Origin of the sequence: Streptomyces lancefieldiae, from assembly GCF_031845825.1 — a bacterium.
In the GTDB taxonomy this organism is placed as follows: Bacteria; Actinomycetota; Actinomycetes; order Streptomycetales; family Streptomycetaceae; genus Streptomyces; species Streptomyces lancefieldiae.
The window spans coordinates 56,327-76,890 of the sequence record NZ_JAVRFH010000011.1 but is presented as its reverse complement, the minus strand read 5'-3'; the positions used below and the strand labels follow the sequence as shown (position 1 = coordinate 76,890).

At 70.1% G+C, this 20,564-nt stretch carries 21 protein-coding genes; 17 read left to right on the top strand and 4 right to left on the bottom strand.

The annotated features are described in order from the left end of the window. Window positions 1-57: 57 nt before the first annotated feature. Both RM812_RS13805 and RM812_RS13800 read right to left on the bottom strand, forming a co-directional pair. On the bottom strand, window positions 58-729 hold the full coding sequence (locus RM812_RS13805) for a response regulator transcription factor (RefSeq protein WP_311572798.1): 672 nt from the start codon (window positions 727-729) through the stop codon (window positions 58-60). An 82-nt stretch (window positions 730-811) separates the two neighbouring features. Further along, window positions 812-1,771: a RecB family exonuclease gene (locus RM812_RS13800; protein ID WP_311572797.1), complete on the bottom strand. Its 960-nt coding sequence runs from the start codon at window positions 1,769-1,771 to the stop codon at window positions 812-814. Between the two features lie 174 nt (window positions 1,772-1,945). Between RM812_RS13800 and RM812_RS13795 the strand changes: the two genes are divergently transcribed. From RM812_RS13795 to RM812_RS13785, 3 genes are all read left to right on the top strand, one after another. Further along, window positions 1,946-3,544: a site-2 protease family protein gene (locus RM812_RS13795; RefSeq protein ID WP_311572796.1), complete on the top strand. Its 1,599-nt coding sequence runs from the start codon at window positions 1,946-1,948 to the stop codon at window positions 3,542-3,544. Window positions 3,545-3,603: 59 nt separating this feature from the next. Next, window positions 3,604-4,506 carry a tRNA (adenine-N1)-methyltransferase gene (locus RM812_RS13790; protein WP_311572795.1) on the top strand — a complete coding sequence of 301 codons (903 nt, stop codon included), beginning with the start codon at window positions 3,604-3,606 and terminating at the stop codon, window positions 4,504-4,506. Window positions 4,507-4,752: 246 nt separating this feature from the next. Then, window positions 4,753-5,331 carry a hypothetical protein gene (locus RM812_RS13785; protein WP_311572794.1) on the top strand — a complete coding sequence of 193 codons (579 nt, stop codon included), beginning with the start codon at window positions 4,753-4,755 and terminating at the stop codon, window positions 5,329-5,331. Between the two features lie 74 nt (window positions 5,332-5,405). On the opposite strand, the gene RM812_RS13780 is transcribed toward RM812_RS13785, so the two are convergent. Then, window positions 5,406-5,711 (bottom strand): ferredoxin, encoded by a 306-nt coding sequence (locus RM812_RS13780; RefSeq protein WP_311572793.1) that lies wholly within the window; start codon window positions 5,709-5,711, stop codon window positions 5,406-5,408. Window positions 5,712-5,955: 244 nt separating this feature from the next. Between RM812_RS13780 and arc the strand changes: the two genes are divergently transcribed. The 6 genes from arc to prcA all read left to right on the top strand — a co-directional run bounded on the left by arc (window position 5,956) and on the right by prcA (window position 12,119). Beyond that, window positions 5,956-7,722 carry a proteasome ATPase gene (arc, locus tag RM812_RS13775; RefSeq protein WP_311572792.1) on the top strand — a complete coding sequence of 589 codons (1,767 nt, stop codon included), beginning with the start codon at window positions 5,956-5,958 and terminating at the stop codon, window positions 7,720-7,722. Between the two features lie 232 nt (window positions 7,723-7,954). Beyond that, window positions 7,955-9,466 carry a depupylase/deamidase Dop gene (gene dop / locus RM812_RS13770; protein WP_394816450.1) on the top strand — a complete coding sequence of 504 codons (1,512 nt, stop codon included), beginning with the start codon at window positions 7,955-7,957 and terminating at the stop codon, window positions 9,464-9,466. Window positions 9,467-9,645: 179 nt separating this feature from the next. Next, complete coding sequence (locus RM812_RS13765) at window positions 9,646-9,864, top strand: ubiquitin-like protein Pup (protein ID WP_043374843.1); 219 nt, start codon at window positions 9,646-9,648, stop codon at window positions 9,862-9,864. A gap of 41 nt (window positions 9,865-9,905) precedes the next feature. After that, window positions 9,906-10,511: an endonuclease VII domain-containing protein gene (locus tag RM812_RS13760; RefSeq protein ID WP_311572791.1), complete on the top strand. Its 606-nt coding sequence runs from the start codon at window positions 9,906-9,908 to the stop codon at window positions 10,509-10,511. Then, complete coding sequence (gene prcB / locus RM812_RS13755; protein ID WP_311572790.1) at window positions 10,463-11,308, top strand: proteasome subunit beta; 846 nt, start codon at window positions 10,463-10,465, stop codon at window positions 11,306-11,308. The genes RM812_RS13760 and prcB overlap by 49 nt, the downstream gene beginning before the upstream one ends. Window positions 11,309-11,372: 64 nt before the next feature. Beyond that, window positions 11,373-12,119, top strand: a complete 747-nt coding sequence (gene prcA, locus RM812_RS13750; RefSeq protein WP_311572789.1) for a proteasome subunit alpha — start codon at window positions 11,373-11,375, stop codon at window positions 12,117-12,119. 136 nt (window positions 12,120-12,255) lie between these two features. Here prcA and RM812_RS13745 read toward each other — a convergent pair whose 3' ends face one another. Further along, window positions 12,256-13,266, bottom strand: a complete 1,011-nt coding sequence (locus tag RM812_RS13745; protein ID WP_311572788.1) for a LacI family DNA-binding transcriptional regulator — start codon at window positions 13,264-13,266, stop codon at window positions 12,256-12,258. A 114-nt stretch (window positions 13,267-13,380) separates the two neighbouring features. On the opposite strand from RM812_RS13745, the gene RM812_RS13740 reads away from it, so the two are divergent. From RM812_RS13740 to RM812_RS13705, 8 genes are all read left to right on the top strand, one after another. Further along, window positions 13,381-14,640: an MFS transporter gene (locus RM812_RS13740; RefSeq protein WP_311572787.1), complete on the top strand. Its 1,260-nt coding sequence runs from the start codon at window positions 13,381-13,383 to the stop codon at window positions 14,638-14,640. Between the two features lie 9 nt (window positions 14,641-14,649). Further along, window positions 14,650-16,011, top strand: a complete 1,362-nt coding sequence (gene pafA, locus RM812_RS13735; protein ID WP_055416065.1) for a Pup--protein ligase — start codon at window positions 14,650-14,652, stop codon at window positions 16,009-16,011. A gap of 159 nt (window positions 16,012-16,170) precedes the next feature. Continuing rightward, window positions 16,171-17,175, top strand: a complete 1,005-nt coding sequence (locus RM812_RS13730) for an FKBP-type peptidyl-prolyl cis-trans isomerase (RefSeq protein WP_311572786.1) — start codon at window positions 16,171-16,173, stop codon at window positions 17,173-17,175. Between the two features lie 60 nt (window positions 17,176-17,235). Continuing rightward, complete coding sequence (locus RM812_RS13725; protein WP_311572784.1) at window positions 17,236-17,607, top strand: FKBP-type peptidyl-prolyl cis-trans isomerase; 372 nt, start codon at window positions 17,236-17,238, stop codon at window positions 17,605-17,607. 184 nt (window positions 17,608-17,791) lie between these two features. After that, a complete protein-coding gene (locus tag RM812_RS13720; RefSeq protein WP_311572783.1) occupies window positions 17,792-18,769 on the top strand; it encodes a helix-turn-helix transcriptional regulator in 978 nt (325 codons plus the stop codon). An 18-nt stretch (window positions 18,770-18,787) separates the two neighbouring features. Further along, window positions 18,788-19,843 (top strand): helix-turn-helix transcriptional regulator, encoded by a 1,056-nt coding sequence (locus tag RM812_RS13715; RefSeq protein WP_311572782.1) that lies wholly within the window; start codon window positions 18,788-18,790, stop codon window positions 19,841-19,843. A gap of 29 nt (window positions 19,844-19,872) precedes the next feature. Further along, a complete protein-coding gene (locus RM812_RS13710; RefSeq protein ID WP_394816454.1) occupies window positions 19,873-20,133 on the top strand; it encodes a hypothetical protein in 261 nt (86 codons plus the stop codon). 10 nt (window positions 20,134-20,143) lie between these two features. Beyond that, entirely contained in the window at window positions 20,144-20,338 is a 195-nt protein-coding gene (locus tag RM812_RS13705) for a hypothetical protein (protein ID WP_217141430.1), read from the top strand. The last annotated feature ends 226 nt before the right edge of the window (window positions 20,339-20,564 follow it).

Here is a 20,564-nt window from a genome sequence, read left to right as displayed (position 1 = left end):
GGAAGAGGGCGCCCTTCGGGCGTCCCGACGCCGAAGCCGGCGCGAGCGGGACGGTGTCTACTGCGCGCCGGGGCGGACCAGGCCGCTCTCGTAGGCGTACACCGCGGCCTGCACCCGGTCACGCAGGCCCAGCTTGGTCAGCACATGACCCACATGCGTCTTGACGGTGGTCTCGCTGACGAACAGGTCCGCGGCGATCTCCGCGTTGGACAGCCCCCGCGCCACCAGCTTCAGCACTTCCACCTCGCGCTCGGTCAACGTGTGCAGGGTGTCCGGCACCGGCTCCTCCCCGGACGGCAGATGCGTGGCGTACTTGTCGAGCAGCCGCCGGGTGATGCTGGGCGCGAGCATCGCCTCACCGCCCGCGACCACGCGGATCGCCTGCACCAGTTCGTTGGCCGGGGCGTCCTTCAGCAGGAACCCGCTGGCACCCGCCTTCAACGCCTCCACCACGTACTCGTCGAGGTCGAAGGTGGTCAGCACCAGCACCTTCGCCGGGCCGTCCCGCTCGGGCCCGGTGATCTGCCGGGTCGCCTCCACACCGTCCATCCGCGGCATGCGGATGTCCATCAGCACCACGTCGGGCTGCAGCGCCCGCACCTGGTCGAGCGCCTGGAGGCCGTCTCCGGCCTCGCCGACGACCGCGAGGTCCTGCTCCGCCTCCAGAATCATCCGGAAGCCCGTGCGCAGCAGCGGCTGGTCGTCGACCAGTAGGACGCGGATGGCCACGTAAGTCTCCTTCGCTAGTCCGCCCCCATTCTGCCCTGCGGGCCATCCCGCACTCGCCCGCGGGGCGCCCGGCCCCTCCGGCTCACGCGCCGCCGGAGTCGGCCGCCCTCACCGGCAGCGGATAGGGCGGGGGAGTGCCGCCGTACTCAGGGCAGTGCGCCTGGTGGTCGCACCAGCCGCACAACTTGGTGGCACGCGGCCGCCAGTCACCCGTCTCGGTCGCCAGCCGGATGGCCTCCCACAGCGCCAGCAGCTTGCGCTCGACCCGCTCCAGGTCGGCGGGGACCGGGTCGTAGGTGAGCACGTCACCGCTGCCGAGATAGACGAGCTGCAGCCGCCGCGGAACGACCTTCTTCAGCCGCCACACCACCAGGGCGTAGAACTTCATCTGGAACAGCGCGCCCTCGGCGTACTGCGGCCGGGGCGCCTTGCCCGTCTTGTAGTCGACGATCCGCACCTCGCCGGTGGGAGCCACGTCGACCCGGTCGATGATGCCGCGCAGCCGCAGCCCGGAGTCCAGATCCGCCTCGACGAACAGCTCCCGCTCGGCGGGCTCCAGCCGGCTCGGGTCCTCCAGGGTGAACCAGCGCTCGACCAGCCGCTCCGCCTCGGCGAGCCACCGCGCCAGCCGCTCGCCCTCCGGGTCGTCCGCGAACAGCTCACCGACCTCCGGCCTGCTCTCCAGCAGCCGGTCCCACTCTCCCGGGACCAGCGCCTTCGCTCGCGGCGGCGTGCGCTCGGCCGCCGGGGCGTCGAAGAGCCGCTCGAGCACCGCGTGCACCAGGGTGCCCCTGGTCGCCGCCTCGCTCGGCTTCTCCGGCAGCCGGTCGATGACCCGGAACCGGTACAGCAGCGGGCACTGCATGAAGTCCGCGGCCCGGGAGGGCGAGAGCGAGGCCGGCGCCACGGCGACGGACACGGGTGCGGGCGCCGTGGCCACGGCAGCCGCCTGGGCCGGTACGACCCCGTGGTCCGCCGTCGTCGCCGCCGGTCGCGCGGACCCGCCGGGGTCCTCCGCGACATCCTCGATGCTCGTCTCCATGCCCACAGACCTTACGGCCCGCCACTGACAGCGACCCAGCCCGCGGCCCTCACCCGTGCGACGAAAGGGAAGCACAGGGGTGCCGGGGCGGAAGGGACCACGACGGACGCATACCATCGACAGGAGACCCTCCCGCCCGGCAGGCGCGGGAGACGCTTCGAACGAGGGGACACCGTGGACGTGAGCGGCGGGAGCGGGCACCCGCGGTCCGGCAACGACGAGTCGGCCGAGCCCCGGGCGGAGCCCACGACCCCGGCCACCGGCTCAGCACACCCGGGACCCACGGACTCCGGCACGCCCGAGGACCGGCCCGCGGACCGGCCCCGGACGCCGGAGGAGGAGACCGGGAAGCACACCACGGGCGACGCCGCCCCGGCCCCGGAGCCGCCGGCCTCCCGCCCGGCCGGCCCCGCCCCCTCCGACACCGGCACCACCGCCGGCCCCACCCGGCCCCCGCGACCCGGCCGCGACGACGCGGGCGACGACCCGGCCTCCGACGGAGACCGCCCCGCCCCCCCGCCGGCGGGCCCCGCCCACCACCCCCCCGACCGGACCCGCCCCGAGGCACACCCCCACACCGGCTCCGGTGCCGGCCCGGGGCGCCCACCGCAGCGCCGCCCCGAACCAGGCGGCGGACTGCTGATGGGCAGGCCCTTCGGCGTCCCCGTGTACGTCGCGCCCAGCTGGTTCCTCGTCGCCGCCCTGATCACCTGGGTGTTCGGCGGCCAGCTCGACCGCGTGCTGCCCGAACTCGGCGCCGCCCGCTACCTGGTCTCCCTCTTCTTCGCCGTCGCCTTCTACGCCTCCGTCCTCGTCCACGAGCTGGCCCACACCGTCGCCGCCCTCCGCTTCAAACTCCCGGTCCGCCGCATTCAGCTCCAGTTCTTCGGCGGCGTCTCCGAGATCGAGAAGGAAGCCGAGACCCCCGGCCGCGAGTTCGTGCTCGCCTTCGTCGGCCCGCTGCTCTCCCTCGTCCTCGCCGGCCTCTTCTACGTGGCACTGCTACCGGTCGATCCCGGCACCGTCCCCGGCGTCCTCCTGGCCGGCCTGATGATCTCCAACCTCATCGTGGCCGTCTTCAACCTGCTGCCCGGCCTCCCCCTCGACGGCGGCCGGATGCTCCGCGCCGTCGTCTGGAAGATCACCGGCAAGCCGATGAGCGGCACGATCGCCGCCGCCTGGGTCGGCAGGGCCCTCGCCGTCTCCGTCCTGATCGGCCTGCCCCTGCTCACCCAGTCCGGGGCACTCGGTACCGACGCCGTGGACAACGTCGGCATGGACACCGTCATGGACGCCCTGCTCGCCGCCATCCTCGCGGCGATCATCTGGACCGGAGCCGGAAACAGCCTGCGCATGGCCCGCCTGCGCGAACACCTCCCGGAACTGCGCGCCCGCGCCCTCACCCGACGCGCCGTCCCCGTCCCCGCCGACACCCCGCTCTCCGAGGCCCTGCGCCGCGCCAACGCCTCCGGGGCCCGCGCCCTGGTCGTCGTCGACGGCGAGGGCAGCCCCGTGTCCCTGGTCCGCGAAGCCGCCATCGCCGGCGTGCCCGAGCACCGCCGCCCCTGGGTCCCGGTCAGCGGCCTCGCCCAGGACCTCACCGAAGGCATGCGCGTCTCCGCCGAACTGTCGGGCGAGGAACTCCTCGACGCCCTGCGCGCCAACCCGGCGACCGAGTACCTGGTGGTCGAGGAGACCGGCGAGATCTACGGCGTCCTGTCCGCGGCCGACGTCGAGCGCGCCTTCGTCAAGGCCATGGCCCGCCCCTCCTGAGCACCGCGACCGACGCCGACGTGGTCGGCGGCCCCGCCGGGTACCGGTAGGCTGGTCACATGTCCGAACCGACCGGTGCCGCCCGCAGGCGCGGGCCCTTCAAGGTCGGGGACCAGGTTCAGCTGACCGACCCCAAGGGCCGCCACTACACGTTCACACTCGAGGCCGGGAAGAACTTCCACACCCACAAGGGTTCCTTCCCCCACGACGAACTGATCGGTGCTCCCGAGGGCAGCGTTGTCCGCACCACCGGGAACGTCGCCTACCTCGCGCTGCGCCCCCTGCTCCCCGACTACGTCCTGTCCATGCCCCGCGGCGCCGCCGTGGTCTACCCCAAGGACGCGGGGCAGATCCTCGCCTTCGCCGACATCTTCCCCGGCGCACGCGTCGTCGAAGCCGGCGTCGGCTCGGGCTCCCTCAGCAGCTTCCTGCTGCGCGCCATCGGCGACCAGGGCATGCTGCACTCCTACGAGCGCCGCGAGGACTTCGCCGAGATCGCCCAGCAGAACGTGGAGCGCTACTTCGGCGGCCCGCACCCCGCCTGGCAGCTCACCGTCGGCGACCTCCAGGACAACCTGTCCGACACCGACGTCGACCGCGTGATCCTGGACATGCTCGCCCCCTGGGAGTGCCTGGACGTCGTCAAGAAGGCGCTCGTGCCCGGCGGCATCCTGTGCTGTTACGTGGCGACCACCACCCAGCTCGCCCGGACCGTCGAGTCCATCCGCGAGATCGGCTGCTTCAACGAGCCGACCTCCTGGGAGACGATGATCCGCAACTGGCACGTCGAGGGCCTGGCCGTCCGCCCGGACCACCGGATGATCGGCCACACCGGCTTCCTGCTCACCGCCCGCCGTCTCGCCGACGGCGTCGAGCCGCCCATGCGCCGCCGCCGCCCCGCCAAGGGCGCCTACGGCGAGGACTACGACGGCCCCAACGCCGGCGGAGGCCCCGGCCGCTGAGGCGGCCCCGTGCGGCGAACAACGTACAGGCGCCGTGGCCCAGTTCCCGAACAACCCCGGGAAGTGGGCCACGGCGCCCTCGCGTTGAAGCACGACCACGGTGTGCAAACGCGACCGGACACCCCGCCCGGTCCGGACCGGCACGGAAACCGGAGCGAGTACCCACCCCGCCGTTCCCCCGCACTGTGACGTGTGGCACGATGCAGGCCACCCCCGCCGGCACAGCCCTCACAGGAGACACTCCTCGTGCAGCACCCCGCCGTTCCGGACCTGTCGCACACGCACACCCGCCCGATCCACTGGGCCGCCACCGCCACGGCCCTCGCCGCAGTGGTGGCCCTGTCCGCGGCCCTGCAGCCCGACGCCGCGACGGCGGCCCAGACCGCCGCCCCCTCGCACCAGAGCGCCCCGGCCCGGACCGCGCCGCCCGACCCCGCGGCCGTCACGTTCCCGCTGGAGTGCGGCCCGGTCAAGGCGGTGGTGCAGAAGAAGGCCTCCGGCGACCTCGACGGGGACGGCCGGCCCGAGACGGTGGCCGTCGTGCACTGCGACGCACCCATGGGCACCCCACCCGACGGGGTGTACGTCATCACGCGGACCGCCGGCAGCGGCAAGCCCCGTGTCGTGGCCACCCTCGTGAACCCCCGGGACCGCCGGACGGTCACCGACTTCTCGGTGCGCGACGACGTCGTCCTCGCCACGCTCCTCGGCTACTCGTCGGCCGACGTGCCCAGTTGCTGCCCCGATGTCACGGACGAGGCGAAGTGGCAGTGGAAGAACGGCGCGTTCGTGCGCGACACACCCTCCCAGGCACGGACCGTGTGACCGACAACCCTGTGACGCGTGGTGTGACACAGCAGACATCGGTCACGCAACGTACTGATTGAGTCACAGTTGGGTCACTCTGCGTCCGGACCGTAGACCTCGGTCCTGTCCGAAACACGTCGCACATGAATGCACTCGCCCGGACACTCCTTCGCCGAGTCGACCACATCCGTGAGAAGCGGCAACGGCACGGGCGTTGTCGCCCCCGCGGCCTGCAGAAGCTCGTCGTCCGGGCCCTTGACGTAGGCCAGACCGTCGATGTCCAGCTCGAACACCTCGGGCGCGTACTGCGCACAGATGCCGTCACCGGTACACAGGTCCTGGTCGATCCAGACCTCCAGTGCCTCGCCGACGACTCCGGCCTCCTGCTGCACGCTCATCTCTCCTGCCGTTTCCTGCGTCGAGCGGTTCGGGAATCCGGCCAGCTCCGACGGGTGTTGAACACTTCGACCCTACCTTCGCCTGGGTTCCATCCACGTTCCGTGGGTATTCCCCTGGCGTGAGGGAGAGCGCAAGGGTGAAGATCGGACACACCCCGACCGTCTTTTGATCTAGGGGTTTCAATCGACACCCACCCAGGTAGGGTCTGGAAGCGTCCAGCTCCCCTTGGAGGAGGTGAGGACCGTGGCAGCCCACGACGACGACATGAACCGCGGCATCCGCCCGGGACGCGGGTCCGAGGACCCGGCCGGGCAGGTGGCCTATCTTGAGCAGGAGATCGCCGTCCTGCGACGCAAGCTCGCCGACTCTCCGCGGCACACGAGAATTCTCGAAGAGCGGATCGTCGAGCTGCAGACCAACCTGGCCGGCGTGTCCGCCCAGAACGAGCGACTCGCCAACACACTCCGCGAGGCCCGCGACCAGATCGTGGCCCTCAAGGAAGAGGTCGACCGGCTGGCCCAGCCGCCGGCCGGCTTCGGCGTCTTCCTGCAGGCCAACGAGGACGGCACCGCCGACATCTTCACCGGCGGCCGCAAACTCCGGGTGAACGTCAGCCCGAGCGTCGAGCTCGACGAGCTCCGGCGCGGCCAGGAAGTGATGCTCAACGAAGCGCTCAACGTGGTCGAGGCCATGGAGTTCGAGAGCATCGGAGACATCGTCACCCTCAAGGAGATCCTCGAGGACGGCGAGCGCGCCCTCGTGCTCGGGCACACCGACGAGGAGAGGGTGGTACGGCTCGCCGAACCACTGCGCGGCATCACCATCCGCGCCGGCGACGCCCTCCTGCTCGAACCCCGCTCCGGCTACGTCTACGAGGTCGTCCCCAAGAGCGAGGTCGAGGAACTCGTCCTCGAAGAGGTCCCCGACATCGGCTACGAGCAGATCGGCGGCCTCGGCGGACAGATCGAAGCCATCCGCGACGCGGTCGAGCTCCCGTATCTCTACCCCGACCTGTTCCGCGAGCACGAGCTGCGTCCACCCAAGGGCGTCCTGCTCTACGGACCTCCCGGATGCGGCAAGACACTCATCGCCAAGGCCGTCGCCAACTCGCTGGCCAAGAAGGTCGCCGAGGTGACCGGCCAAGCCGCCGGCAAGAGCTTCTTCCTCAACATCAAGGGCCCCGAGCTGCTCAACAAGTACGTCGGTGAGACCGAGCGGCAGATCCGCCTGGTCTTCCAGCGGGCCCGCGAGAAGGCCAGCGAGGGCACACCCGTCATCGTCTTCTTCGACGAGATGGAGTCCCTCTTCCGCACCCGCGGCTCCGGCGTCAGCTCGGACGTGGAGAACACCATCGTCCCGCAGCTGCTCGCCGAGATCGACGGCGTGGAAGGCCTGCAGAACGTGGTCGTGATCGGCGCCTCCAACCGCGAGGACATGATCGACCCCGCCATCCTGCGGCCCGGCCGACTCGACGTGAAGATCAAGATCGAGCGTCCGGACGCCGAGGCGGCCAAGGACATCTTCGGCAAGTACCTCACCGAACGCCTGCCGCTCCACGTCGAGGACCTCTCGGAGCACGACAAGGACAAGGCGGCCACCGTCCAGAGCATGATCCAGACCGCGGTGGAACAGATGTACGCCGAATCCGAGGAGAACCGCTTCCTGGAGGTCACCTACGCCAACGGCGACAAGGAAGTCCTCTATTTCAAGGACTTCAATTCCGGCGCCATGATCGAGAACATCGTGGGCCGCGCCAAGAAGATGGCGATCAAGGACTTCCTCGAGAAGAACCAGAAAGGCCTTCGCGTCTCCCACCTCCTCCAGGCCTGCGTGGACGAGTTCAAGGAGAACGAGGACCTGCCCAACACCACCAACCCGGACGACTGGGCCCGGATCTCCGGAAAGAAGGGCGAGCGGATCGTGTACATCCGTACGCTCGTCACCGGAAAGCAGGGCGCGGACACCGGACGCTCCATCGACACGGTGGCGAACACCGGTCAGTACCTGTAAAAGGCGGGGCGGCTGCGGGTGCCCTCGACGGGTACCCGCAGCCGACTGTTTTCCGGAGCCCCGGCTGGAGCAAGGCAATGACGCAAATGATCTCCCCACCAGCGCAAAGGCGTTCTAGGCTCTTCCATACCGCCGAGTCGCGCAGTGCGGGGACGGGCACCGCACCTGCATCGGAGCGCCAGCGGTACTTGAGCGGCGCCCACGACGGGCGTCGCCGGGCAAGGAGGGCCGCATGACCGTACGGCGAGTAATGGGCATCGAGACGGAGTACGGGATCTCCGTCCCCGGCCACCCGAACGCCAATGCCATGCTCACCTCGTCCCAGATCGTCAACGCCTACGCGGCGGCGATGCACCGGGCCCGCCGGGCCCGCTGGGACTTCGAGGAGGAGAACCCCCTGCGGGATGCGCGAGGCTTCGACCTCGCCCGCGAGGCCGCCGACTCCAGCCAGCTCACCGACGAGGACATCGGCCTGGCCAACGTCATCCTCACCAACGGAGCACGGCTCTACGTCGACCACGCCCACCCCGAGTACAGCGCTCCGGAGGTCACCAACCCGCGGGACGCCGTGCTGTGGGACAAGGCCGGCGAGCGGATCATGGCCGAGGCCGCCGAGCGGGCCGCCCAGCTGCCCGGTGCCCAGCCGATCCACCTCTACAAGAACAACACCGACAACAAGGGCGCCTCCTACGGCACCCACGAGAACTACCTGATGAAGCGGGAGACCGCCTTCTCGGACATCGTGCGCCACCTGACGCCCTTCTTCGTCTCCCGCCAGGTCTTCACCGGCGCCGGCCGCGTCGGCATCGGCCAGGACGGACACGAACACGGCTTCCAGCTCAGCCAGCGCGCGGACTACTTCGAGGTCGAGGTGGGCCTGGAGACGACGCTGAAGCGGCCCATCATCAACACGCGCGACGAACCGCACGCGGACGCCGAGAAGTACCGCCGACTGCACGTGATCATCGGCGACGCGAACCTGTCGGAGATCTCGACGTACCTGAAACTCGGTACGACCGCGCTGGTGCTGTCGATGATCGAGGACGGGTTCATCGCCGTCGACCTGGCCGTGGACCAACCGGTGCGCACCCTCCACCAGGTCTCGCACGACCCGTCGCTGAAGCACCTGGTCACCCTGCGCAGCGGCCGGACACTCACCGCCGTGCAGCTCCAGATGGAGTACTACGAGCTGGCGCGCAAGTACGTCGAGGAGCGGTACGGCGCGGACGCCGACGACCAGACCAAGGACGTCCTGGGCCGCTGGGAGGACACGCTCAACCGGCTCGAGAACGACCCGATGAGCCTGGCCGGCGAGCTGGACTGGGTCGCCAAGCGGGAGCTCATGGAGGGCTACCGGCGCCGGGACGACCTGGACTGGGACGCCGCCCGGCTGCACCTGGTGGACCTCCAGTACGCCGACGTGCGGCCCGACAAGGGCCTGTACAACCGGCTGGTGGACCGCGGCCGCATCAAGCGGCTGCTGGACGAGCCGGAGGTCGAGCGGGCCCGCACGAAGCCGCCGGAGGACACCCGGGCGTACTTCCGCGGACGTTGTCTGGAGCAGTACGCGGACGACGTCGCGGCGGCCTCCTGGGACTCGGTCATCTTCGATCTGCCGGGTCGGGACTCGCTCCAGCGGGTACCAACCCTGGAACCGCTTCGCGGAACGCGTAATCACGTCAAGGAGCTCCTGGATCGCTGCCGGACGGCGGACGACCTGGTCAGGGTCCTGTCCGGCGGCTGACGGCGCCCAGCGGGTACAGGGAAGGAGATCGCCGGACAGGGTGGAAAGTCACCGGGTCCGGGAACCATCGAGGTGGCCCCCGTACGTTGAGCAAACTGCGGGGCCGATGTCGGACCCGGCTTGTAGGGTCTGATCTTGACCGAGCAACTGTGTCGGGCGAACCGAGCGGGGTGAGGGTTATGGCGACCAAGGACACCGGTGGCGGGCAGCAGAAGGCCACGCGTTCCACCGAGGAGGTCGAGGAGCAGGCGCAGGACGCGCAGGCCTCCGAGGACCTCAAGGAGCGCCAGGAGAAACTGAACGACGACGTGGACTCCGTCCTGGACGAAATCGACGACGTACTCGAGGAGAATGCCGAGGATTTCGTGCGCAGCTTCGTGCAAAAGGGTGGAGAGTAAAGGCCTCGAGTCTATCTAGCCTTTGAATGAAGGTGCGGGGGATGGGTGAAGAGTCACCCGGGAAGCGGTGCACAGGCTGCCGGAGGGACTTGCCGCGAGCGGCCTTCGCGCGAGACGGAAACCGGGTCGACGGCCTTCAGGTGCGGTGTCGGGAGTGCGTGGCGGAGTACAGCGCCGCGTACTACCGGCGCCGCCGGGAGGCCATGGGAAAGACGGTCCGTGAGCAAGTTGATGTTCCGCCGGGCCACAAAATCTGTCGCACGTGCGGCGAGGTCAAGCCGCACAGCGAGTGGCATCGCAACGCGACGGCGTCCGACGGCCTGTCGACACGCTGCAAGGCATGTCGGGTGGTGCAGGGGCGGCAAGACCATCTGAAACGCCAGTACGGCATCACCGAAGCCGAACGTGACGAGTTGATCGCCTCCCAAGGGGGCGTGTGTTGCATCTGTCCATCGGCGCCTGCCGCACATGTGGATCACTGCCACGAGACGGGTAGGGTCCGTGGCGTACTGTGCTTCAGCTGCAACGCAGCCCTGGGGCAGTTCAAGGATCGGCCCGATGCCATAAGGCGGGCTGCCGCTTACGTGGAGGGAATCGCGTGGAAGCCAACACTCGTAGCACCGGGCGTCTACCAGCTGCCTTCCTGACGCCTGGATCCTCCTCCTTCATGGACTTCCTCGGTGAGCACCAGCCGGAGCTGCTCCCGGGCAACCGGCAGCTGCCGCCGGTGCAGGGTGTGATCGAGGCGCCGCACGGCACGACGATCGTGGCGGTCACGTTCCCGGGCGGTGTCGTTCTCGCCGGTGACCGGCGGGCCACCATGGGCAACATGATCGCGCAGCGGGACATCGAGAAGGTCTTCCCCGCCGACGAGTACTCGGCGGTGGGTATCGCGGGTACGGCGGGTCTGGCCGTGGAGATGGTGAAGCTGTTCCAGTTGGAGCTGGAGCACTTCGAGAAGGTCGAGGGCGCGCAGCTGTCCCTGGAGGGCAAGGCGAACCGTCTGTCGACGATGATCCGCTCCAACCTGGGCATGGCGATGCAGGGTCTGGCCGTGGTGCCGCTGTTCGCCGGGTACGACGTGGACCGGGGCAGGGGCCGCATCTTCTCGTACGACGTGACGGGCGGGCGGTCGGAGGAGCACAGCTTCGCGACGACGGGGTCGGGGTCGATCTTCGCGCGCGGGGCGATGAAGAAGCTCTTCCGTGAGGATCTGACCGAGGAAGAGGCCACGACGCTCGTGGTCCAGGCGCTGTACGACGCGGCGGACGACGACTCGGCGACCGGTGGTCCCGATGTCGCGCGCCGGATCTATCCGATCATCACTGTGATCACCGAGGACGGCTTCCGTCGGCTGACCGAGGGAGAGTCCTCGGAGCTTGCCCGTTCGGTCCTGGAGCGGCGGCTGGAGCAGCCCGACGGGCCGCGGGCCGCGCTGCTGTAGCGGTGGCGTTGTTGTGTTGAGGGCAGGTGGTCCAGTGACTTCGACAGAAAGGGACGGGTAACCGGTGTCGACGCCGTTCTATGTCTCACCCCAGCAGGCGATGGCGGACCGGGCGGAGTACGCCCGCAAGGGCATCGCCCGGGGCCGCAGCCTGGTCGTGCTGCAGTATGCCGACGGCATTGTGTTCGTCGGGGAGAACCCGTCCCGTGCGCTGCACAAGTTCAGCGAGATCTACGACCGGATCGGCTTCGCGGCCGCCGGCAAGTACAACGAGTACGAGAACCTGCGGATCGGCGGGGTTCGGTATGCCGATCTGCGGGGGTACACGTACGACCGGGACGACGTGACGGCTCGTGGTCTGGCCAACGTCTACGCCCAGACGCTGGGCACGATCTTCTCCAGCTCGGCCGAGAAGCCGTACGAGGTGGAGTTGGTGGTCGCCGAGGTGGGCGAGAGCCCGGACGGTGATCAGATCTACCGGCTGCCGCACGACGGTTCGATCGTGGACGAGCACGGCTCGGTCGCGGTCGGGGGCAATGCCGAGCAGATCAGCGGGTATCTGGATCAGCGGCACCGGGACGGCATGACGCTGGCCGAGGCGCTGAAGCTGGCGGTGCAGGCGCTGTCCCGTGACACGAACGGCAGTGAGCGGGAGATCCCGGCGGAGCGGCTGGAGGTCGCTGTGCTGGACCGTACGCGTCCGCAGAAGCGGAAGTTCAAGCGGATCGTGGGCGGCCAGTTGTCGCGGCTGTTGGAATCGGGGACGGGAGAGGTGTCCCTGGAGGACGAGGCCGAGGGCGACGACGAGTAGGAGGGGGTGCGCGTAGCGCGCTCGTTCGCCCGTGCCGCTGGGGCGGCGCGGGCGGGTGCGCCGGCACCCCGTCGGTGCCGGGCCGTGTCGCCCACCCCGGCCCGTACCCGTTTCGCACCCGTGCCGGGGCGGCGGCTCACCGGGGTGGTGCCGTGGAGCCCCGGATCATCAGGGTCACCGGGATGTCGCCCTGCTCGGGGGGTCGGTCCTCCAGGACTGCGAGCAGGGCCCGCATCCCGCGTTCGCCGAAGAGTTCCGCGTCCAGGCGGACCGTCGTCAGTTCGGGGTCGATGGCCGTGGCGAGGCCGAGGTCGTCGAGGCCGGTGATCGAGAGGTCGTCGGGGATGCGCAGGCCGGCGCGACGGGCCGCTTTGTAGGCGCCGGCCGCGAGTTTGTCGTCGTCGCAGACCAGGGCCGTGGGCCGGGGTCCGGGTGCGGCGAGTGCGGCCTCGGTGGCGGTCAGGGCGCCGTCGATCGAGATGGGGGCGTGCGTGGTGCGCAGATCGGTGCCGGGGACGGCCTCCAGCCGGGCCGCGAGTTCCCGGGCGCGTACCTCGAAGGTCCAGGAGGGGACGTCGGCCGCGAGGTGCAGGAAGCGGCGGTGGCCCAGGGACAGGAGGTGCTCGGCGACCTGTCGAATGCCGTCGGCGATGTCCAGGTTGACCGTCGCGGCGCCGAGGCTGCCCTCGGGGTCGCTGTCGAGCATGACGAGGGGGAGTTGGTCGCCCCGGATGGCGGTGAGTGCGTCGGCGGCCATGGAGGACGCGATGACGCCGTCGAGGGCGGCCTGGGCGGAGGCGAAGGGGTCTTTGGCGGGGCCGACGCCTTCGGGGGAGGGGTAGAGGACGACTCCGAAGCCGTGTTCGGCGGCGACCCGTGCCGCGCCCGTGTAGACCTCCGCGAAGAACTCCGTGGTCAGCGCGGGGACGACGAGGAGGACCGTGCGGGTGCGGCCGAGGCGGAGGTTGCGGGCGGCGAGGTTCGGGCGGTAGCCGAGCTCGTGTGCGGCTTCTCGGACGCGTTGGGCCGTGGGCTCGGAGACCCGGCCGCGCCACTTGTCGCCGAGCACCAGGGACACGGCGGCCTGGGAGACGCCGGCGGCCTGGGCGACGTCCCGGCTCGTGGGGCGGGTGCTGCCTCGTGCCACCGTTGGCCTGCTCTCTCGTCTGGACTCGTGAACAGGCGACATGGTACGTATGGCGGAGGTAGTTATACGTAAAACGTAAACTTCGTCGGATCATTCCACAGGAGGGCGTGCGTCGTGGTCGCCGGGTACCTGGACATTCTTCGGGCGCGGCATGCCGTCCGACTGCTCGTCGGCACGCTCGTGGGGCGGCTGCCCAATGCCACCGCCGCGATCGCGATCGTGCTGTTCGTGCGGGCCGAGGGCGGCTCGTACAGCCTGGCGGGGGCGCTGGCCGCCGTGTACGGGGTCGCCAACGCCGTGGGGCAGCCGGTGCTGGGGCGGCTGGTGGATCTGCACGGGCAGCCTCGGGTGCAGCTGCCCGCCGCCGTGCTGTCGGGGCTGGCCATGGCGGTGTTCGCCTTCGTCGGTACGGGGTCGGTCGCCCTCGCGTACGTGACGGTGGGGGCCGCTGGGTTGTTCACGCCGCCGTTGGAGGGCGGGCTGCGGGCGCTGTGGTCCAGCGTGCTCCCCAAGGAGGACCAGGTGCACACGGCGTACGCCATGGACGCCGTGGCGCAGGAGGTGATGTTCACCGTCGGGCCGCTGCTGGTGACGGTGTGCGTGTCGCTGTGGTCGCCGCAGGCCGCTCTGCTCGTGCTGAACGTGGTGGGCGTGCTGGGTGCGCTGTCCGTGGTCGTGTCGCCGCCCTCGCGTGCGTGGCGGTCGGCGCCGCGGGAGGCGCACTGGCTGGGCGCGCTGCGTTCGTCCGGGCTGCTGGCGCTGCTGGGTGCCTTTCTGTTCATCGGGATGGCGCTCGGTTCCATCACCGTCGCCTCCGTGCCGTATGCCGACGAGCACGGCGGCGACGCCGTCTACGGCTGGCTGATGGCCGCTCTCGGGCTGGGTGCGCTGGTCGGCGGGGCCGTCTACGGGGCCCGGCAGTGGACCGGTGACCCGGCGCGGCGACTGCGCGGGCTGGTGGCCCTGCTGGCGGTGTGTTACCTGCCCCTCATGCTGATTCCGGGTGCGTTCGCCATGGTGCTGCTCACCGTGCTCGCCGGTGTCTTCCTCGCACCGTGCATCGCCTGTGCGTTCGTCCTCGTCGACCTGCACGCGCCGCGGGGCACGGTGACGGAGGCGTTCTCGTGGCTGGTGACGACGTTCACGGTGGGTGCCTCGGTGGGAACGGGCCTGGCCGGGCCGGTCGTCGAGCACGGCGGGGCGCTGTGGGGTTTCGCCCTGCCCGGGGCGGCGGGGGTCGTGTCCCTGCTCGTGCTGGCGTGCACCGGACGGGTCCTCGCAGTTCCCGCCCGGCAGGCGGTGGTTGCGGCTTCATCGGAAAATGATCCAAACCGTGCCGTCGAACCCCGTTTCAGTTCGGGTCATCAGGCGTAATGTTCAGTCATGGACCGCCGCATTTTCGGGCTGGAGAACGAGTACGGCGTCACGTGCACGTTCAGGGGACAGCGCCGCCTGTCGCCTGACGAGGTGGCGCGGTACCTCTTCCGCCGTGTCGTGTCATGGGGCCGCAGCAGCAATGTCTTTCTGCGCAACGGGGCCCGCCTCTATCTCGACGTGGGATCGCATCCGGAATACGCCACACCCGAATGTGACAACGTGATCGAACTCGTCACCCACGACAAGGCGGGCGAGCGCATTCTCGAAGGACTCCTGGTGGACGCCGAACGACGCCTGCACGAGGAGGGAATCGCGGGCGACGTCTACCTCTTCAAGAACAACACCGACTCCGCCGGCAACTCCTACGGCTGCCACGAGAATTATCTGGTGGCCCGGCACGGGGAGTTCTCGCGGCTCGCGGACATCCTCATTCCGTTCCTGGTGACGAGGCAGTTGCTGTGCGGCGCCGGCAAGGTGCTGCAGACGCCGCGTGGTGCCGTGTACTGCGTCAGTCAGCGGGCCGAGCACATCTGGGAGGGGGTCTCCTCGGCGACCACCCGCTCCCGGCCGATCATCAACACGCGCGACGAGCCGCACGCCGACGCGGAGCGCTACCGGCGTCTGCACGTCATCGTGGGCGACTCGAACATGTCCGAGACGACCATGCTGCTCAAGGTCGGCGCCACCGACCTGGTGCTGCGCATGATCGAGGCGGGCACGGTGATGCGTGACCTCACCCTGGAGAACCCGATCCGGGCGATCCGCGAGGTCAGCCACGACATCACCGGGCGGCGGAAGGTGCGCCTGGCCAGCGGCCGGGAGGCGTCCGCGCTGGAGGTGCAGCGGGAGTACTACGAGAAGGCCGTGGACTTCTGCGAGCGCCGTGGCATCCGCACCGGCACCGTCGAGCGGGTGCTGGAGCTGTGGGGGCGCACCCTGGACGCGATCGAGGCCGAGGACCTCGACCGCATCGACACCGAGATCGACTGGGTCATGAAGTACAAGCTCCTGGAGCGGTACCGGGCCAAGCACAACATGACCATGTCGCATCCGCGGGTCGCGCAGATAGACCTCGCCTACCACGACATCCACCGCCGTCGTGGTCTGTACTACCTGCTCGAGAAGAAGGGCCAGGCCGCCCGGGTCGCCAACGACTTGAAGATCTTCGAGGGCAAGTCCGTTCCGCCGCAGACCACTCGGGCCCGGCTGCGCGGCGACTTCATCCGGCGGGCCCAGGAGCAGCGCCGGGACTTCACCGTCGACTGGGTCCACCTCAAGCTCAACGACCAGGCTCAGCGCACCGTGTTGTGCAAGGACCCGTTCCGTTCCGTGGACGACCGGGTGGAGAAGCTGATCGCCGGGATGTGACCCGGTCGAGGCCGGACCAAGCGAGACACGCGTTTGCTCCTGTGGGGGCGGAACGCCACACGGGCACCGTACGTTATCCGTACGGTGCCCTTCTCACGTCGTAGAGTTGCGCGCACGCCGTCCAGCAAGACCGACCCACACCGATACGAGGCCCTCACCGTGCGCCGACGCTCACTCCTCATCGCCGTCCCCGCCGGACTGGTCACGCTCGCCGCATGCGGTGACGAGGACGACTCCGGCTCGAGCAGCGCCGACGACAGTGCGACGCCCGAGGCGTCGGGCACGTCGGCGGCGTCGCCACCGAAGATCGTCGACGGTCCGCTGCCGGCGATCACGGCGGGGACGAAGTTCGACGAGAAGCCGACCGTCGCCAAGGGCGGCGGCGATCCGTCCAAGGACCTCGCGGTGAAGACGGTCATCGCCGGCGGTGGCAAGGCGGTCGCCGAGAACGACTTCGTCGTGGCGAACTACCTGGGCCAGATCTGGGACAGCGCGAAGGTCTTCGACAACTCCTACGACCGCAAGACCCGGCTGGTCATCCAGCTCGCCCAGGGCAGCATCATCGACGGCTGGCGGTACGCGCTCACCGGAAAGAAGACCGGCAGCCGCGTCCAGTTCTCCGTGCCGCCGACCTGGGGTTACGGCAAGCAGGGCAACGAGGACGCGGGCATCAAGGCCACCGACACGCTGGTGTTCGTGGTCGACGTCCAGAACACCTTCAACGCCAAGGCCTCGGCGAAGGGCAAGGAGGTCCCCCAGGACGACGCCAAGCTGCCCGAGGTCGGCACCAACACCGACGGCAACGCGCCCGCCATCAAGGTCCCCGAGGCCGAGGCGCCGAAGAAGCTCGTGGCGAACTACGTCATCGAGGGCGACGGCCCGGAGGTCGGCGCCCAGGACAGCGTGCTCGTGCAGTACAAGGGCGTGGTGTGGAACGGCGGCAAGGAGTTCGACTCCACGTACGGCAGGAAGCAACTGACGTCGTTCTCGCTCCAGCAGGTCGTCAAGGGCTGGGCGCAGGGCCTGACCGGCAAGAAGGTCGGCAGCCGTGTCCTCATCGTCATTCCGCCCGACCTGGGCTACGGCGACAGCCCGCCGCAGGGCAGCGGCATCGAGAAGGACTCCACGCTGGTCTTCTCCGTCGACATCCTGGCGAAGATGTGACGCCTCGGAGATGTAAGACTTGGCCCGTTGCCTTTCCGTAGACAAGCAGGAGCTGAACACGTGAGCATCGACAAGCCCGAGGTCGACTTCCCGGGCGGCGAGCCCCCGGCGGACCTCGAGATCAAGGACATCTGGGAGGGCGACGGCGCCGTTGCGCAGGCGGGTCAGACCGTCACCGTGCACTACGTGGGTGTCGCCTTCAGCACGGGCGAGGAGTTCGACGCCAGCTGGAACCGCGGTACGCCGTTCCGCTTCCCGCTCGGTGGCGGCCGCGTCATCGCGGGCTGGGACCAGGGCGTGCAGGGCATGAAGGTCGGCGGCCGCCGCCAGCTGACCATCCCCGCGCACCTCGCCTACGGCAACCAGAGCCCGACCCCGGCGATCAAGCCCGGCGAGACGCTGATCTTCGTGGTCGATCTGCTCGGAGTCTGATCGACGACCGACCGACCGACGATCAGCGATCAACGGCCGACGACCGATCGAAGACGGAACGAAGTCTGATCGGAGCCGGTCATCCGGGGTCCATGCCTGTCCGGGCATGGACCCTCGGCTTTTGCCACGCCACCGCGGGGCGGTACGGTCATCCGTCGTAAGCACCATAGGGAGAAGGGCGTCGATGGCCATTGCCAAGGCCGAGCGGCTGATGAACCTGGCACTGTGTCTGCTCGGGACACGGCGGCCGCTCAGCAAGCGCGAGCTGCGTGATTCCATCGAGGCGTACGTCGAGGCCGTCCGGCCGGAGAAGGGCGCGGCCGGGTCCGACGACTCCTTCAACCGCATGTTCGAGCGGGACAAGGACGACCTGCGGGAACTCGGACTGGTCATCGAGACCGTCGAGGGTCTCGACGGCGAGGTCGGCTATCTGGCGCGCCGCGACAGCAACCGCCTGCCGCCCATCACCCTGGACGCCGAGGAGGCCGCCGCGCTCGGGCTCGCCGCCAAGGTGTGGCAGCAGGCCCGGCTGGCCGGTGCCGCGAGCGGCGCGCTGCAGAAGCTGCGCGCGGCCGGACTGCCCGAGGACGTCGACCCCTATGAGGCGCACAGCGCGCTGGAGCCGCGCATCCCCGTTCACGAGGCGGCCTTCGAACCGCTGATGCTGGCCTGCCGCGACCGCCGGCCCGTCGTCTTCGACTACCGCAAGGCCAATGCCGCGCAGCCCGAGCCCCGGCACGTGGAGCCGTGGGCGCTGGAGTGCTGGCGCGGCCACTGGTACCTGGCCGGATTCGACCGCGACCGCGGGGCCGAGCGGGTCTTCAGGCTGTCGAGGATCACCGGCAGGGTGCGTTCGCGCGGTGCGCGGTTCACCGCTCCGGTGCCCGACGTCGTCACCGTCCGCGAGACGGTCGCGAGCTGGGCCGGGGAGACCGCCGACCGCTCCGCGCTGATCCGGCTGCGTACGGGCGCGGGATACCCCCTTCGGGCGAAGGCCACCGCTGTGCGGGAACTCGGTGACGGCTGGGACGAGTTGGAGATTCCGTACGGGCACGGCCTGGACGCCTGGCTCGTGGAGTTCGGGCCGGACGTGGTGGTGGTCGAGCCCGCGGAGCTGCGTGCGGACGTGGTGGACCGGCTGCGTGCCGTGGCCAAGGGCTGAGGGGGAGCGGACAACACAGTGGCAGGCAAACCGGTCAGGCCCGTGAACGCCATCGACCAGACGCGGCGGATGCTGTCCTTGGTGACGTATCTGCGCGAGCGCCCCGGCGCCCGGGTGGAGGACGTCGCGCGTGCCTTCGGCATCACCGAGGACGAGCTGGTCTCCGACCTCGACGTGCTGCCCATGTGCGGCACCAGCTTCCGCGGCGGCGATCTCCTCGACATCGACACCGACGGCGAGCGCATCTGGTGGCACAACCCCGCCGCCCTCGGCGCGGAGGCCGCCGAGCCGCTGCGGCTGGCCGCCGACGAGGCCACCGCGCTGCTCGTCGCCGCGCGGGCCGTGGCGACCCTGCCCGGGCTGCGCGAGAGCGACCGGCAGGCGCTGCTGCGGGCGACCGCCAAGGTGGAGACCGCGGCGGGCGAGGCCGCGGGCGCCAGCTCGCGCCTGTCCGTCACCTTCGAGTCCGAGGGCGGCGTCTTCGCCGACGTCGACCGGGCGATCTCGGAGCGCCGCCGGCTGTGGATCCGCTACTACTCGCCGGCCCGCGACGAGGTCACCGAGCGCGAGATCGACCCCATCCGCCTCGTCAGTGTCGGGCACACGTACGTGGAGGCCTGGTGCCGTCGCTCCGAGGCCCGGCGCACCTTCCGGCTCGACCGGGTCGCCGAGATCCGGATCCTGGACGAGCCGTCCGCGCCGCCCGAGGTGGAGCTGCGGGACCTGTCGGAGGGGCTGGTGCAGCCCTCCGCCGAGGACCCGGAGGTCGTTGTCGAGGTCGGCCCGGGCGGGCGCTGGGTCGCCGAGTACTACCCGCACGACAGCGCGGACGAGCTTCCCGACGGCGGGTTGCGCATCACTCTGCGCACTCCCGACCCGGCGTCCCTGCGGCGTCTGGCGCTCCGCCTCGGGCGCGACGGCAGGATCGTGTCGCCGTCCGAGCTCGCCGGCAGTGCCCGGCAGGCGGCCCGCGAGGCGCTGGCTGCGTACGACGGCATGGAGGCGTCCGGGGGCGCCGCGGCGCCGGGAGGGCCGGCGGACGGGCGGCGGGACGGGCAGGAGCGGGGGCTGTGAGCGAGTCGGCGGCTCCGGGTGGGCCGGGCATGACGGCGTCGTCCGCGTTCGCCGGTATGAGACGTGTCTCCCCGGTCGTCTTCAAGGCGGGCTGCCCGGACTGCCGGAGCCGCTTCGAACTCGCAGCGAGCGCCCTGCGCCTGGCCATCGGTGCCACGAGCCGCACCACGTTCTACTCGTTCACGTGCCCCGAGTGCGGGTCCGCGGTGCGCAAGCCGGCGGGGGAGCGGGTCGTGGAGCTGCTCACGGGCGGCGGGGTCAGGACCCTGCGGCTGCACTCCACCGTCTAGGCTCGGCGTCATGTTCTGGCCGATGTTCGCGGTTGCCGTGGGTTTTCTGGGTCTCGTCGTTCTCGCGGTGCTCGCCGTGAGGGTGTTCGTGGAGGCCCAGCGCCTTGGCCGGCAGGTGACGGATTCGGCCCGCAGGATCAACCGGGCCGCGGAGGACCTGGAGCGCGCCACCGAGAGCGCCGCCCGCGCCGTGGACGCGTTGTGAAAGTCACGGCTGACGTTCGTGCGTGACATGGGTGGACGCCGTGAGTCGCGTTTCGGGGCACTTCGCCCTGTCACCCCAAGGGCCCCTGAAGGTACGCTGCTGGTCGCGGCCAGGAAAACGAGGCCCGGCCGCGGACGGGAGTACGCACAGGGATTGCCTCACGTTTACTCCTGAGCGTTACGATCGCTGCACAAGACGATCGATCGGATGTACGTCCGACCGGTCG

What these genes read in the sequence shown, in the direction of transcription:
- RM812_RS13800 (WP_311572797.1), bottom strand. Translation starts at nt 1,771, where the DNA reads ATGGAGACGAGCATCGAGGATGTCGCGGAGGACCCCGGCGGGTCCGCG.
- RM812_RS13790 (WP_311572795.1), top strand. Translation starts at nt 3,604, where the DNA reads ATGTCCGAACCGACCGGTGCCGCCCGCAGGCGCGGGCCCTTCAAGGTC.
- RM812_RS13780 (WP_311572793.1), bottom strand. Translation starts at nt 5,711, where the DNA reads ATGAGCGTGCAGCAGGAGGCCGGAGTCGTCGGCGAGGCACTGGAGGTC.
- dop (WP_394816450.1), top strand. Translation starts at nt 7,955, where the DNA reads ATGACCGTACGGCGAGTAATGGGCATCGAGACGGAGTACGGGATCTCC.
- RM812_RS13765 (WP_043374843.1), top strand. Translation starts at nt 9,646, where the DNA reads ATGGCGACCAAGGACACCGGTGGCGGGCAGCAGAAGGCCACGCGTTCC.
- RM812_RS13760 (WP_311572791.1), top strand. Translation starts at nt 9,906, where the DNA reads ATGGGTGAAGAGTCACCCGGGAAGCGGTGCACAGGCTGCCGGAGGGAC.
- pafA (WP_055416065.1), top strand. Translation starts at nt 14,650, where the DNA reads ATGGACCGCCGCATTTTCGGGCTGGAGAACGAGTACGGCGTCACGTGC.
- RM812_RS13720 (WP_311572783.1), top strand. Translation starts at nt 17,792, where the DNA reads ATGGCCATTGCCAAGGCCGAGCGGCTGATGAACCTGGCACTGTGTCTG.
- RM812_RS13710 (WP_394816454.1), top strand. Translation starts at nt 19,873, where the DNA reads ATGACGGCGTCGTCCGCGTTCGCCGGTATGAGACGTGTCTCCCCGGTC.
- RM812_RS13705 (WP_217141430.1), top strand. Translation starts at nt 20,144, where the DNA reads ATGTTCTGGCCGATGTTCGCGGTTGCCGTGGGTTTTCTGGGTCTCGTC.